Below are 13,324 nucleotides of genomic sequence, written 5' to 3' on the forward strand. Positions count from 1 at the left end.
ACTCATTATTGTTGTTAACCGCTTTGCGCCGAATCTAGTCATGTCTGACTTTTCGGTCAATGATTTTCTGACTGGAAGGTCAGGAAATTGCGATCGCAACACTTTCAATTATGGTTCAGTCTTCTGAAACCGGCGTTTTTGGGGGCGTGTGGGTGTTCAGCTTTGCTTATTTCATGCCAAATTCGCCACGGTGGGCGTAGCGCCATCAGCGGGCCAATGCGCTACACTGCCGCGCTTGTACCGATAGACGATTTTGAAGGGAAAACATGACGTTCAAGGCGCCGGACAGTCTCGCCGAGCAAATCGCTCACCACCTCGCCGAACGTATCATTCGCGGCGATCTCAAGCCTGGGGAGCGGATCCAGGAACAGAAAGTCACGCTGGCGCTGAATGTCAGCCGTGGCTCCGTGCGTGAAGCTTTACTGATCCTCGAACGCCGCCACCTGATCGCGATCCTGCCGCGCCGTGGCGCCCACGTGACCGAGCTCACGGCGCACAAGGTGCAGAGCCTGTGCACGCTGATGAGCGAGTTGTATATCCTGCTTGGCAATGCGGTCGCCCAGGGCTGGCAGACCCAGGCCGACATGGCGCCGTTCGTCCAGATCCAGCAGCGCCTGGTGAGCAATTTCGAGCGCCAGGACATCCGCGCCTTTGTCGAAGAATGCTTCAATGTGATGCGCGCCGCGTACCCCTTTGCCAACAACCCGTATTTGCAGGAAACCGTCGAAAACCTGCAGCCGGCGATGAACCGTGCCTATTACCTGGCCCTGGATCAGCGCAAGGCGTCCATGAGCGAGTACCTGGCGCTGTTCGAGCAACTGCTCGCCGCCGTACTCGCCCGTGACCTGGAGCAGATCCGCCAGGTGCTGTCGGCCTACTGCCAGCGCAGTAGCTCGCTGGTCATCGCTGCGTTGGCGGACGCCTAAACGTGCGGCTCAAGTGCATCAAACTGGCGGGGTTCAAATCCTTCGTCGACCCGACCACGGTGAACTTCCCCAGTAACATGGCGGCAGTGGTCGGGCCCAATGGCTGCGGCAAGTCGAACATCATCGACGCCGTACGCTGGGTGATGGGCGAGAGCTCGGCAAAAAACCTGCGTGGCGAGTCGATGACCGACGTCATCTTCAACGGCTCCACCAGCCGCAAGCCGGTGAGCCAGGCCAGCATCGAACTGGTGTTCGACAACTCCGACGGCACCCTGGTCGGCGAATACGCGGCCTATGCGGAAATCTCCATCCGCCGCAAGGTCACGCGCGACAGCCAGAACAGTTACTTCCTCAACGGCACCAAGTGCCGACGCCGGGACATTACCGACATCTTCCTCGGTACCGGCCTGGGCCCGCGCAGCTATTCGATCATCGAACAGGGCATGATCTCCAAGCTGATCGAAGCCAAGCCCGAAGACCTGCGCAACTTTATCGAGGAGGCGGCCGGCATCTCCAAGTACAAGGAGCGCCGCCGCGAGACTGAAAACCGTATCCGCCGCACCCATGAAAACCTCGCCCGCCTCACCGACCTGCGCGAAGAGCTGGAGCGCCAGTTGGAGCGCCTGCACCGCCAGGCCCAGGCGGCCGAGAAGTATCAGGAATACAAGGGCGAAGAGCGCCAGCTCAAGGCGCAACTGTCGGCCCTGCGCTGGCAGGCGTTGAACGATCAGGTGGGCCAGCGCGAAGCGATCATCGGCACCCAGGAAATCAGCTTTGAAGCGCTGGTGGCCGAACAGCGCAATGCCGACGCCGCCATCGAGCGCCTGCGCGACGGGCACCATGACCTGTCCGAGCGCTTCAATCTGGTGCAGGGCCGTTTCTATTCGGTGGGCGGTGATATTGCCCGGGTCGAGCAAAGCATCCAGCACGGCCAGCAGCGCCTGCGTCAGTTGCAGGATGATCTGAAGGAAGCCGAACGCGCGCGCCTGGAGACCGAATCGCACCTGGGCCACGACCGCACCTTGCTGCTGACGTTGGGCGAAGAGCTGGACATGCTCACCCCCGAGCAGGAAATCACCAACGCCGCCGCCGAAGAGGCCGCCGCTGCGCTGGAAGAATCCGAAACCACCATGCACGGCTGGCAGGAGCAGTGGGACGCCTTCAACCTGCAATCCGCCGAACCGCGGCGCCAGGCCGAGGTGCAGCAGTCGCGCATCCAGCAACTGGAAACCAGCATGGAGCGCCTGGCCGAGCGCCAGCGTCGCCTGCAGGAAGAGCGCGTGCTGCTTGCCGCTGACCCGGAAGACGCGGCGATCATGGAGCTCAGCGAGCAACTGGCCGAAAGCGAAATGACGCTGGAGGAGCTGGAAGCCAGCGAAGAACAACAAGTGGAGCGCCTGGAGCAATTGCGTCAGCAACTGCAACAGGCGACCCAGGCCCAGCAGCAGGCCCAGGGCGATTTGCAGCGGCTCAATGGCCGGCTGGCGTCCCTTGAAGCCTTGCAGCAAGCGGCGTTGGACCCAGGCACCGGCACCGCCGAATGGCTGCGTGATCAGCACCTGGCCGAGCGTCCGCGCTTGGCCGAAGGCTTGAAAGTTGAAGCCGGTTGGGAGCTGGCCGTAGAGACCGTTTTAGGCGCCGACCTGCAAGCCGTGCTGGTGGATGATTTCGGCGGCTTCGACCTGGCCGGTTTTGCCCAGGGTGATCTGCGTCTGCTCAGCCCCGCCGCTGATGGCACCCGAGTGCCGGGCAGCCTGCTGGATAAGGTCGAGGCGGCGATTGACCTGTCGCCGTGGCTGGGCCAGGTCAGGCCGGTGGATTCCCTGGAGCAGGCCCTGGCCCGGCGTGGTCAACTGGCTGGCGGCGAAAGCCTGATCAGCCGCGACGGTTACTGGGTCGGCCGCCACTTCCTGCGGGTGCGCCGTGCCAGTGAAGCGGAAAGCGGCGTTCTGGCCCGTGGCCAGGAAATCGTCAACCTGATCGCCGAGCGTGAAGAGCGCGAAGCTACCTTGGAAAGCCTCGAAACCGAACTACAAACCCTGCGCGCCACCCAGCGCCAGCAAGAGACCGGCCGCGAACATCTGCGCCGCCTGTTGCAGGACGAAGCGCGTCAGCAAGGCGAATTGAAAGCGCAGCTCTCCGCGAGCAAAGCCAAGGCCGAGCAACTGACCCTGCGCCGTACCCGTCTCGATGAGGAAGTGGCCGAGATGGGCGAGCAGCGCGCCCTGGAACACGAGCAGATCGGCGAAGCGCGCCTGCAATTGCAGGAAGCCCTCGACAGCATGGCCCTGGACACCGAGCAGCGCGAATTGCTGCTGGCCCAGCGTGACAGCCTGCGCGAGCGCCTTGATCGTGTGCGCCAGGAAGCCCGCCAGCACAAGGACCACGCCCATCAGTTGGCCGTGCGCCTGGGTTCGCTCAAGGCCCAGCACAATTCCACAGCCCAGGCCCTTGAGCGCCTGGAGATGCAGTCCGAACGCCTGACCGAAAAACGCGAGCAACTGAGCCTCAACCTGGAGGAGGGCGAAGCGCCGCTGGAAGAGCTGCGCCTCAAGCTTGAAGAGTTGCTCGACAAGCGCATGACCGTCGACGAAGAACTCAAGACCGCACAGATCGCCCTGGAAGACGCCGACCGCGAATTGCGCGACGCAGAAAAACGCCGGACCCAGGCCGAGCAGCAATCCCAGCTGATTCGCGGCCAGCTCGAGCAACAGCGCATGGAATGGCAAGCCCTGACCGTGCGCCGCAAGGCCCTGCAAGACCAATTGCTCGAAGACGGCTACGACTTGCACGGTGTGCTCAATACCTTGACCGCCCAGGCCAGCGAGAAAGAAGCCGAGGAAGAACTTGAACGGATTGCCGCACGTATCCAGCGACTGGGCGCGATCAACCTCGCGGCCATCGATGAATACCAGCAGCAGTCCGAGCGCAAACGTTATCTGGATGCCCAGGACGCCGACCTGGTGGAAGCCCTGGACACCCTGGAAAACGTAATCCGCAAGATCGACAAGGAAACCCGTAATCGCTTCAAAGATACCTTTGATCAGATTAATGGCGGTTTACAGGCGTTATTCCCGAAAGTTTTCGGTGGTGGCAGCGCTTACTTGGAACTGACGGGCGAAGATCTACTCGATACAGGGGTAACGATCATGGCGCGGCCTCCGGGCAAGAAGAACAGCACCATCCATTTGTTGTCCGGCGGCGAAAAAGCCCTGACCGCATTGGCCCTGGTGTTTGCCATCTTCAAGTTGAACCCGGCGCCGTTCTGCATGCTCGATGAAGTTGATGCACCATTGGATGACGCTAACGTTGGACGCTATGCGCGACTGGTCAAGGAGATGTCCCAGACGGTGCAGTTCATCTATATCACCCACAACAAGATCGCCATGGAAATGGCTGATCAGTTGATGGGGGTGACAATGCATGAACCGGGTTGTTCACGTTTGGTCGCGGTGGATGTCGAAGAAGCGATGGCGATGGTGGAATCCTGAGCTGCGCCATGAGAGAAAGTTTTCCGCGCGATGTCAGGTGATTTACCGGCCGAGTGAAAGTGGCAAATGGACATATTTGTTCAAGGCATTTTGACAGACGGTGTAAAGTTATCTTTGGTCGTGCTAGTTTAATGTCAATTTTTCGTATGCGTGGGCAAAACGTCAGTCAGAACATAGAGTTGGCGCCACGTTTTAAAGCGGTTTGCACGGTGCTAAACCCCTTATTTTTCAGCATTTTTTATTAGAGGCACGGGATTACATGGAAATCGGTCTGCGCGAGTGGCTGATCGTCATCGGCATCATTGTCATTGCCGGTATTCTTTTTGATGGCTGGCGCCGCATGCGCGGTGGCAAGGGCAAGCTCAAATTCCGTCTGGACCGCAACCTGTCCAACTTGCCCGACGACGACGGCAGCGCCGAGCTGCTGGGGCCGCCCCGTGTGCTGGATACCCATAAGGAACCGCAACTGGACGAGCATGACCTGCCGTCGATGAGCGCGCCGCTGCGTGAAGCCCGCGAGCCGTCCTCCAAGCGTGGCAAACGCGCCAGTGCAGCCGCTGCCGAACCGCATCAGGGTGACCTGAACCTCGATGTCGATGAAGGCCCGAGCTTCAGCAGCCGTGATGACGATTTCCCGGATGAAAACGCCGGCAAGAATGCGCCGCGCCAATCGGTCAACGATCAGCCTGCCGCTGAAGAAGTGCTGGTGATCAGCGTGATCTGCCGCGACGCCGCCGGCTTCAAGGGCCCGGCCCTGTTGCAGAACATCCTCGAAAGCGGCCTGCGCTTTGGCGAAATGGATATTTTCCACCGCCACGAAAGCATGGCCGGCAACGGCGAAGTGCTGTTTTCCATGGCCAACGCGGTCAAGCCAGGCACTTTCGACCTGGACGACATCGACCTGTTCAGCACCCCTGCGGTGAGCTTCTTCCTCGGTCTGCCGGGCCCGCGTCACCCGAAACAAGCGTTCGACGTGATGGTGGCCGCTGCCCGCAAGCTGTCCCAGGAACTCAACGGCGAGCTCAAGGATGACCAACGCAGCGTCCTGACCGCCCAGACCATCGAACACTACCGTCAGCGCATCGTCGAGTTCGAGCGTCGCGCCCTGACACAGAAACGCTGAGGATTGGTTTCCAGCGTTGTCATTAGAATAAGCGCACCAACATTTGAGCAGCTTCGGCTGCTCTTTTGCTTTATGAGAGAACACCCATGACCGCCGCCCACACCCGCATCCTCGAACTGCGCGCTGAACTGGATCAGCACAACTACCGTTACCACGTGCTCGATGAGCCGAGCATTCCGGACGCCGAGTACGACCGGCTGTTCCACGAGCTCAAGGCCCTGGAGGCCGAGCATCCGGACCTGGTGACGCGGGATTCGCCGACGCAGCGGGTCGGCAGTGCGGCGTTGTCAGCCTTTACCCAGGTACGCCATGAGATCCCGATGCTCAGCCTGGGCAACGCGTTTGATGAAACCACCATGCTCGAGTTCGATCGCCGGGTCACCGAGGGTCTTGACCTGCCGGTGGGCGACCTGTTTGGCGGTGGCACAGCGGTGGAATACAGTTGCGAGCCGAAGCTGGATGGCCTCGCGGTCAGCCTGCTTTATCAGGATGGCGAGTTGGTACGCGGCGCCACCCGAGGTGACGGCACCACTGGCGAGGACATCAGCGTCAACGTGCGTACCGTGCGCAATATCCCCTTGAAACTGCATGGCAGCGGCTGGCCGGCGACCCTGGAAGTGCGCGGCGAAGTGTTCATGTCCAAGGCCGGTTTCGAGCGGCTCAACGCCTCGCAACTGGAACTCGGCGGCAAGACCTTCGCCAACCCGCGTAATGCGGCGGCGGGCAGCTTGCGTCAGCTGGATTCGAAGATCACCGCCAGTCGTCCGCTGGAGTTCTGCTGCTACGGCATCGGCCAGGTGACCGGGGATATCAGCGACACCCATATCGGTAACTTGAAGCAACTGCAGAAGTGGGGCATGCCCATCAGCCATGAGCTGAAACTGGCCAAGGGCATCCAGGAGTGCTTGGACTATTACCGCGATATCGGCGAGCGACGTAACAGCCTGCCCTATGAAATCGACGGCGTGGTGTTCAAGGTCAACAGCATCGCCTCCCAGCGTGAACTGGGCTTTCGCGCCCGCGAACCGCGCTGGGCCATCGCGCACAAATTCCCGGCCATGGAAGAACTCACCGAGTTGCTCGACGTGGAGTTCCAGGTCGGCCGCACCGGCGCCGTGACGCCGGTGGCGCGCTTGAAACCGGTCAAGGTCGCGGGCGTCACCGTGTCCAACGCCACCCTGCACAACATGGATGAAGTCGCGCGCCTGGGCTTGATGATCGGCGATACCGTGATCATCCGCCGTGCCGGGGATGTGATCCCGCAGGTTGTCTCCGTGGTCACCGAGCGCCGCCCGGAACACGCCCGTGCGGTGCAGATTCCCGAAAGCTGCCCGGTGTGCGGTTCCCATGTGGAGCGCACGCAACTGGTCAAGCGCAGCAAGGGCAAGGAAACCGTCAGCGAAGGCGCGGTGTACCGCTGCGTCGGGCGCCTGGCCTGTGGTGCCCAGCTCAAGCAGGCGATTATCCATTTCGTCTCGCGCCGGGCCATGGACATTGACGGGCTCGGTGACAAAACCATCGAGCAACTGGTGGATGAAAAACTCATCGGTTCGCCGGCCGACCTCTACAAACTCAAGTACGAGCAGATCATCGACCTGGAAGGCTTTGCCGATATCTCCAGCAAGAAACTGATCACTGCCATCGAAAACAGCAAGACCCCGACCCTGGCGCGCTTTATCTACGCCCTGGGCATTCCCGACGTGGGCGAAGAGACGGCCAAGGTGCTGGCGCGCTCCCTGGCGTCCCTTGAGCGTGTGCAGAAGGCCTTGCCGGAAGTGTTGACGTACCTGCCGGATGTGGGCCTGGAAGTGGCCCATGAGATCCACAGCTTCTTCGAAGACAGCCACAACCAGGAAGTGATCGGCGCGTTGCTGTCGCCTGATGAATGCGGCCTGCAATTGCAGGATCAGGGTGAGCTGAGCGCCGAGTTCGCCGCCAGTACCACCTTGGGCGGCTTCCTCGACAAGCTGCACGTACCCTCCGTCGGCCCCGGCGCCGCGCAGAAACTTGCGGACAAGTTCGGCAGCCTGGAAGGTGTGATCAAGGCGGACTGGCTCGACATGCGCCAGGCGCTGCCGGAGAAGCAGGCCAAGGCTGTGCGCGACTTCTTTGATAACCCGGACAACGCCAGCCGCGCCGTGGCGATTGAGCAGCAGCTCAAGGACTTCGGCATGCATTGGCAGAGCGAGAAGAAGGTGGTCGAAGGCCTGCCCGAGGCAGGGCATACCTGGGTGCTCACCGGCTCCCTGGAGTTGATGAGCCGCGACGTGGCCAAGGACAAGCTCGAAAGCCTCGGCGCCAAGGTGGCCGGCTCCGTGTCGGCCAAGACCCATTGCGTGGTGGCCGGGCCGGGTGCCGGCTCCAAGTTGGCCAAGGCCAGCGAACTGGGGTTGAAGGTGCTGGACGAAGAGGCCTTTGTCGCGTTCCTTGCCAAACACAACATTTCGGTCTGACACGGCGCCGATGGTGAGCGGGCTTGTCGAATCGTCGCACCGCCCGCGCCGGGCTGCGAAGCCGCCCTTGAAGAAAGTGGAACGATCCTGAGTCCCAAATGATCTAGTCTCAGTCACCCAGGGAGAGATCGCCATGTTCCGCTACTTCGAGCAACTCAGCTCGCGCATCGCCGCACCGTTCATGGCCGAAACCTCGCGTAACAGCAAGGTGTGGCAGTGCCGGTGCGGGCAAGCGCTGTTCTTTAGCAACAGCCAATGCCTGGCTTGCCAGGCGCTGCTGGGTTATCAGCCGCAGCAAAGCCGCTTGTCCTCTCTGCAGCCGGGGCCTGTGGAAGGCACTTGGCTACAGGACGACAACCTCGATGCCGGCGCCTTCCGCCGCTGTGCCAATCTCGACACCGCGGCGGCCTGCAACTGGCTGATTCCCGCCCACAGCACCGCACCGTTGTGTGTGGCGTGCAGCCTCAACCGCACCATCCCCGACCTGTCGATCCCGGAGAACCCCGAGCGCTGGCGCAAGGTGGAGACCGCCAAGCGTCGGCTGGTGGCACAGTTGATCAGCCTGGGCCTGCAAGTGGTGCCCAAGAGCGTCGACGAGGACAGCGGCCTGGCTTTCGACTTCGTCGGCATCGACCTGGAAGGCAACGCGCCCATGACCGGGCATGCCAACGGCCTGATCACCCTCGACATCAAGGAAGCCGACGACGCCCACCGCGAAAAAATCCGCGTGCAGATGCGCGAACCCTATCGCACCTTGCTGGGCCATTTTCGCCATGAGGTCGGCCACTATTACTGGGATCGCCTGATCGCCAACAGCCACTGGCTGGAGCCTTTTCGCAGCCTGTTCGGCGACGAACGCGCCAGTTATGCCGACGCGCTCGATCAGCACTACCAGAACGGCCCACGCCCCGACTGGCAGCAGACCTGCGTCAGTGCCTACGCCACCATGCACCCCTGGGAAGACTGGGCCGAAACCTGGGCCCACTACCTGCACATGATGGACGCTGTCGACACCGCCCTGGGCTTTGGCATGAGCGCCCGTGAGATGGACCTGGATTACCAGCCATTCCCCCTCACCACCCTCTATGACCCCGAACATCCCGGCGGCGTGGCATTCCTGTCCTTCGTCAACGCCTGGATCGAACTGGCCGGCATGCTCAATGAGCTGTCCCGCGCCATGGGCCAGCCGGACTTCTACCCGTTCGTGCTGCCACCGGCGGTGATTGCCAAGCTGCACTTCATCCACCTGGTGATCCAGGAAGAGGGTGGCCGGGCGGACGAGGTGTTGCAGGCACAATGATGAACCCCTGTGGGAGGGGATGCTGACGGCGGTGGCAAGTGCTTGAACCCCTTCATATTTTTAATCCGTCGCCAACGGTTGTAACTTCCGATGAGATCGGTACAATGGCCCCGCTTGCCGAGAGGCCAGCGTCGTTATGGTGACCCCATCGGTCCCCCCGCAACGATTACCCGTGAACCTGGTCAGAGCCGGAAGGCAGCAGCCACAGCGGGAACATTGTGTGCCGGGGTGTGGCTGGTGGGGTTGCCTCCATAACGCTCTTCCTTGCAGTCCTCCTTCGATTCAAATTCAAATGACCTGTTTTCAGTCAACTGCCGATGTTTTATTGCGCGGTCGATGATGGTTGTTTCACAACTTTCCAACACCCCTCTGGACAACCCCAAACCGCCTTGTTAGTTTCCGCCGGCCACTTGTTACAGAGTATGACGAGGGCGCTGACTTGATATTGAAGTGCTATCACTTCTTTAACTAACAAGGATGTCTGTGATGAAAAGCCTGCAAGGGTTACCCCGTCTTATCAGTGCCTCGGTAGGTGCGCCGGGTAAAGCCCGCAACTTACCCGCCGATGTGCAGTGCATCCAGTATTTATTCAATCTGATCATTCCCAAGATGGGTTTCCCGCTGGCCGAAAACGGCAAGTGCGATGGCCAGTTGGTACAGTGCATCAGCCAATACCAGTTTCGCCACCTCAAGTATGCCCATCCCGATGGCGTGGTCGACCCCACCGGTCGCACGTTCAATAGCCTGATCGAAGAAGCGGTGAAGGTACCGGTGAAGGCCTTCCCGACGATGCGCATCCCGAGTTTTCTCAATGCATTCGGCAACAATCAGGGCGATGCGGTGCAGGCCACGGTCAATGTGTACCTGGACCGCATGCGCGCGATGATCGAGGCCGAGCGACGTAACCGGCAGTTGATGCTCCAGGCCACGTGCGACGGGGGTATGACCCTCAGCGAAACGGACTTTCAGAATGCCGCCACGCAGTTGGGCAGCGGTATTTCGGTGAATATCATCAAGGCCTTCGCCACTGTGGAATCAGGTGGGCGTTCCGGGTTCGGGCCGGCCAAGTTGCCGGTGATCGCGTTTGAAGGGCACTTGTTTCGCAAGTACACCAAGCACATCTACGACCAGGCGCACCCGCTGCTGTCCTACCCCTACAAGAAAAAGGCCGGGCCGCAGTGGCAGGCCAATAACAAGGACCAGATCAAGGCTTGGGAAACCATGGCCACCGCGTTTGCCCTGGATCAGGAAGCGGCACTCATGTCGGCGTCGTGGGGCATGTTTCAGATCATGGGCTTCAACTACGCGTCGTGCGGTTACAAGACGGTGTTTGAGTTCGCCGCAGCATTAAAGGTAAATGCCGGCAACCAACTAAAAGCCTTCCTCGGTTTTTGCAGCAAGAGCCCGGCATTGATGAAGGCCATGAAAGCCAAGGATTTTACCGGCATGGCACGTAACTATAACGGCGAGGACTACGGCAACTACGACGTCCTTATGCAAAAAGCCTACGAAAAACTTGAAGGGAAAAAATAGGATGATCCGTTTTCTAGCGATAGGTGTGTTGTCGTTGTGCGCCGTGGGCCCTGCCTTGGCCGGTCCGGCCGCGTTGCATTCGGGCAAGTACGAAGGGCTGATGCTGGCGGTGACGCCGGAGCATCAGGTCGAAGGGTTCTATTCGGAAGCCATGGGCGAGGGCGTCACCCGCCGTTGCGCGTTTTACCTGCAAGGCAAGCCTGAGGCGCTCACCACTTGGCTTGACGAGGCGCACCCCGGCAGCCTGGCGCCTTCGTCCGATGGCGTGACCCTCACGGTGGAAGAGGGCCGCCAGCACCCCGGCTGCCTGAATGTGCTGATGCCGGAGATTGCCACCGGCCTGGACCTGACCCAGACCGCCAGCAAACAATGGATCGGCCTGGTGACGGTATCCGCCGACAAGGCTTACCTGCTGAAAACCCCAGGCGCCAAGGCCGCCAAGCGTCCGTATATCGTCAAGCGCGATGTGGTCGGTGTTCTGGCCTTCAAGGACGGCTGGGCCCAGGTCGAGTTCATCAATGCCGACGACCGCTCGTTCAGCGGCTGGATCAGCCAGGATCAATACAGTCGACTGGTCGCGCCCAACTGAGTCATCCCAATCGCCGCAGTGTGCCGGGCACGCTGCGGCGTTTTTGTGCCTGGGGTTCAGGCCTTGTTGCGGTTGAACAGCTTGCGAATCACTGCGAGCAGCGCCACTACGCCGATCACCAGGAACTTCTTCGCAGCCAGCAGGAAGATACCGATCTTGGCAAATAGCCCGGCCTTGGCGGCGATCCCACCGGCAACCAACGCGGCGAGGCCGTAAGTGGCAAGCTTGTCGGTTTTCGGGTTGAAGTCGGTATAGAGGTTGCCGTCGGTGAAGTTGGTAAAGGCCAGCACCTTAGGCAATTCCTGCTGGATGGTGGCCAGGTCGGCCATGGCGGCCACAGCGTTGAGTTCCAGTACGCCTTCACGGCCCAACACGCGGATGCTGTAGTTGAGGGTGTTCTGGTCGGCGTCGTCAGCCTTCAGTTCGCGGGCCCAATACATCTTGTGGGTGGTGTCGTCGTAGCGCGGTGGCTCGGCCCAGCCCAGCAGGTGCAGGCCGGCGTAGCCTTGTTTCTGGCGCTCCTTGTTCTCTGCTTCGTCTTCTTCCTGCATTTGCTTGAGCAGATCGGCGTAGTCGATTTTTGCCGCATCTTCGTCGGAGATGTGCCCATCTGCCTTGTAGCTGACGATCACGCCCCAGCCGCGTTCCGACAATGGGCTGACGGCTTTGGGCACGATCATGCCCAGGGTCTTGAAGCCCGGCGGGTTGCCCCAGCCATCGGTCAGCAAGCGCTCGGTATCGGCGGGGTCGAGGTAGTAGAACTCGTCGTTGAGCTTGAGGGTGGCAATGCCGCTGGGCAGGGTGACCGTGCCGGTCTTTTGCTTGAGTGACGCCAGAAAGTGCTCGGCTGTTTCGGCGGGGGCACTGGCTTCAACGGGGGCAGGCGAGGCAGCAGCAACGGCAGGTGCGGCAGGCAGGCTCAGAGCAGCCGCCGCCAACAACAGGCGGAAGTAATTCATGGTAGTCCCTTACATTTTGAATTAATTTCGCTGGAGGATAACCGAAACAACATGTTGCGAGTTAGCCAAAAGTCTCCCGTAACAGCTCGGCAAACGCATCCCGGGCCAGATGCCGCTGGGTGTCCTTGTGCCAGAACAACAGGTTATCCACGGCCGCCAGCTCTTCAAATCGATAGGACGCCAGCTGGTTGGCCTGCTCATAGCGGGCCAGGATGCCCTCTGGCGCCAACGCTACGCCAATCCCCGCGCTGACGCAGCCGATGATCGTGCCCCAGCTGGCATAACTGGCGATGATCGGCTTGAAGTCATGGGGCTTGACCCAGTTTTCCAGGGCGGCGCGATACGGGCAACCGGGTGGCCATACCAGCAGGGTGCGGCCGGCGAGGTCCTCGGCGCCACTGATGGGGGCGCTGGACGCGCTGGCGATCAGCACCAGGCGCTCGCTGTAGACCACGCTGTGTTCGAGCTTGGTGCGTTTGTTGCCGGCGGCCACCAGCGCCACATCCAGGCGGTGGTGTTGCAGGTCGTCGAGCAACGGGCCCCAGGCGCCGGTCACCAGTTCCAGGCTGACATCGGGGTAGCGCCGGTGATACTCCGCCAGCAGGGGCGGCAAACGCCCGCTGGCGCTGGACTCCACCGCGCCGATACGCAAGGTGCCGCGGGGAATGGCATTGGCGCCCACGGCGCGTTTGGACTCATCCACCAGCGCCAGGATGCGCTCGCAGTAATCCAGGAAAATCTCACCGGCGGCACTGATGGCCAGTCCACGCCCGGCCCGGATGAATAGCGGTGTGCCCAACTCGCCTTCCAGCTGCTTGATGCGCGTGGTGATGTTGGACGGCACGCAATGCAGCAGCACGGCCGCCTGGGCCACGCTGCCGGTTTGTGCCACGGCTCGCACCATTTTCAATTGGGCCAGTTCCATTGCTCAGTTCCAGTGATTGCAGAAG

The 13,324-nt window shown here is 61.1% G+C and carries 9 protein-coding genes and 1 other RNA gene; 8 read left to right on the top strand and 2 right to left on the bottom strand.

Translation table 11 applies throughout. The features are described from left to right. Positions 1-266: 266 nt before the first annotated feature. From PspCFBP13509_RS11860 to PspCFBP13509_RS11895, 8 genes are all read left to right on the top strand, one after another. The gene (locus PspCFBP13509_RS11860) at positions 267-926 is read left to right on the top strand and encodes a GntR family transcriptional regulator (RefSeq protein WP_027603706.1); all 660 of its coding nucleotides are present in this window, start codon (positions 267-269) and stop codon (positions 924-926) included. Between the two features lie 2 nt (positions 927-928). After that, positions 929-4,417 (top strand): chromosome segregation protein SMC, encoded by a 3,489-nt coding sequence (gene smc / locus PspCFBP13509_RS11865; RefSeq protein ID WP_065924760.1) that lies wholly within the window; start codon positions 929-931, stop codon positions 4,415-4,417. A gap of 259 nt (positions 4,418-4,676) precedes the next feature. Then, a complete protein-coding gene (zipA, locus tag PspCFBP13509_RS11870; RefSeq protein ID WP_065924759.1) occupies positions 4,677-5,540 on the top strand; it encodes a cell division protein ZipA in 864 nt (287 codons plus the stop codon). An 86-nt stretch (positions 5,541-5,626) separates the two neighbouring features. Continuing rightward, positions 5,627-7,993 (top strand): NAD-dependent DNA ligase LigA, encoded by a 2,367-nt coding sequence (ligA, locus tag PspCFBP13509_RS11875; protein ID WP_137212084.1) that lies wholly within the window; start codon positions 5,627-5,629, stop codon positions 7,991-7,993. 133 nt (positions 7,994-8,126) lie between these two features. Next, positions 8,127-9,293, top strand: coding sequence for a zinc-binding metallopeptidase family protein (locus PspCFBP13509_RS11880; RefSeq protein WP_137212085.1), 1,167 nt, complete (start codon positions 8,127-8,129; stop codon positions 9,291-9,293). Positions 9,294-9,439: 146 nt separating this feature from the next. Beyond that, an RNA gene (gene ffs, locus PspCFBP13509_RS11885) (signal recognition particle sRNA small type) lies at positions 9,440-9,536 on the top strand. 243 nt (positions 9,537-9,779) lie between these two features. Further along, positions 9,780-10,826, top strand: a complete 1,047-nt coding sequence (locus tag PspCFBP13509_RS11890; protein ID WP_065940659.1) for an N-acetylmuramidase family protein — start codon at positions 9,780-9,782, stop codon at positions 10,824-10,826. Between the two features lies 1 nt (position 10,827). Beyond that, positions 10,828-11,415, top strand: a complete 588-nt coding sequence (locus PspCFBP13509_RS11895; protein ID WP_137212086.1) for a hypothetical protein — start codon at positions 10,828-10,830, stop codon at positions 11,413-11,415. A gap of 56 nt (positions 11,416-11,471) precedes the next feature. On the opposite strand, the gene PspCFBP13509_RS11900 is transcribed toward PspCFBP13509_RS11895, so the two are convergent. Together PspCFBP13509_RS11900 and PspCFBP13509_RS11905 are read right to left on the bottom strand one after the other, a co-directional pair. Continuing rightward, positions 11,472-12,374 carry a DUF2167 domain-containing protein gene (locus PspCFBP13509_RS11900; RefSeq protein ID WP_137212087.1) on the bottom strand — a complete coding sequence of 301 codons (903 nt, stop codon included), beginning with the start codon at positions 12,372-12,374 and terminating at the stop codon, positions 11,472-11,474. A gap of 61 nt (positions 12,375-12,435) precedes the next feature. Beyond that, positions 12,436-13,299, bottom strand: a complete 864-nt coding sequence (locus tag PspCFBP13509_RS11905) for a LysR family transcriptional regulator (protein WP_065924753.1) — start codon at positions 13,297-13,299, stop codon at positions 12,436-12,438. Between the last annotated feature and the right edge of the window lie 25 nt (positions 13,300-13,324).

Origin of the sequence: Pseudomonas sp. CFBP13509 (assembly GCF_005233485.1) — a bacterium.
In the GTDB taxonomy this organism is placed as follows: domain Bacteria; phylum Pseudomonadota; class Gammaproteobacteria; order Pseudomonadales; family Pseudomonadaceae; genus Aquipseudomonas; species Aquipseudomonas marginalis.

Coding starts and splice junctions, on each gene's coding strand:
- PspCFBP13509_RS11860 (WP_027603706.1), top strand. CDS start 267: ATGACGTTCAAGGCGCCGGACAGTCTCGCCGAGCAAATCGCTCACCAC.
- zipA (WP_065924759.1), top strand. CDS start 4,677: ATGGAAATCGGTCTGCGCGAGTGGCTGATCGTCATCGGCATCATTGTC.
- ligA (WP_137212084.1), top strand. CDS start 5,627: ATGACCGCCGCCCACACCCGCATCCTCGAACTGCGCGCTGAACTGGAT.
- PspCFBP13509_RS11880 (WP_137212085.1), top strand. CDS start 8,127: ATGTTCCGCTACTTCGAGCAACTCAGCTCGCGCATCGCCGCACCGTTC.
- PspCFBP13509_RS11890 (WP_065940659.1), top strand. CDS start 9,780: ATGAAAAGCCTGCAAGGGTTACCCCGTCTTATCAGTGCCTCGGTAGGT.
- PspCFBP13509_RS11895 (WP_137212086.1), top strand. CDS start 10,828: ATGATCCGTTTTCTAGCGATAGGTGTGTTGTCGTTGTGCGCCGTGGGC.
- PspCFBP13509_RS11900 (WP_137212087.1), bottom strand. CDS start 12,374: ATGAATTACTTCCGCCTGTTGTTGGCGGCGGCTGCTCTGAGCCTGCCT.
- PspCFBP13509_RS11905 (WP_065924753.1), bottom strand. CDS start 13,299: ATGGAACTGGCCCAATTGAAAATGGTGCGAGCCGTGGCACAAACCGGC.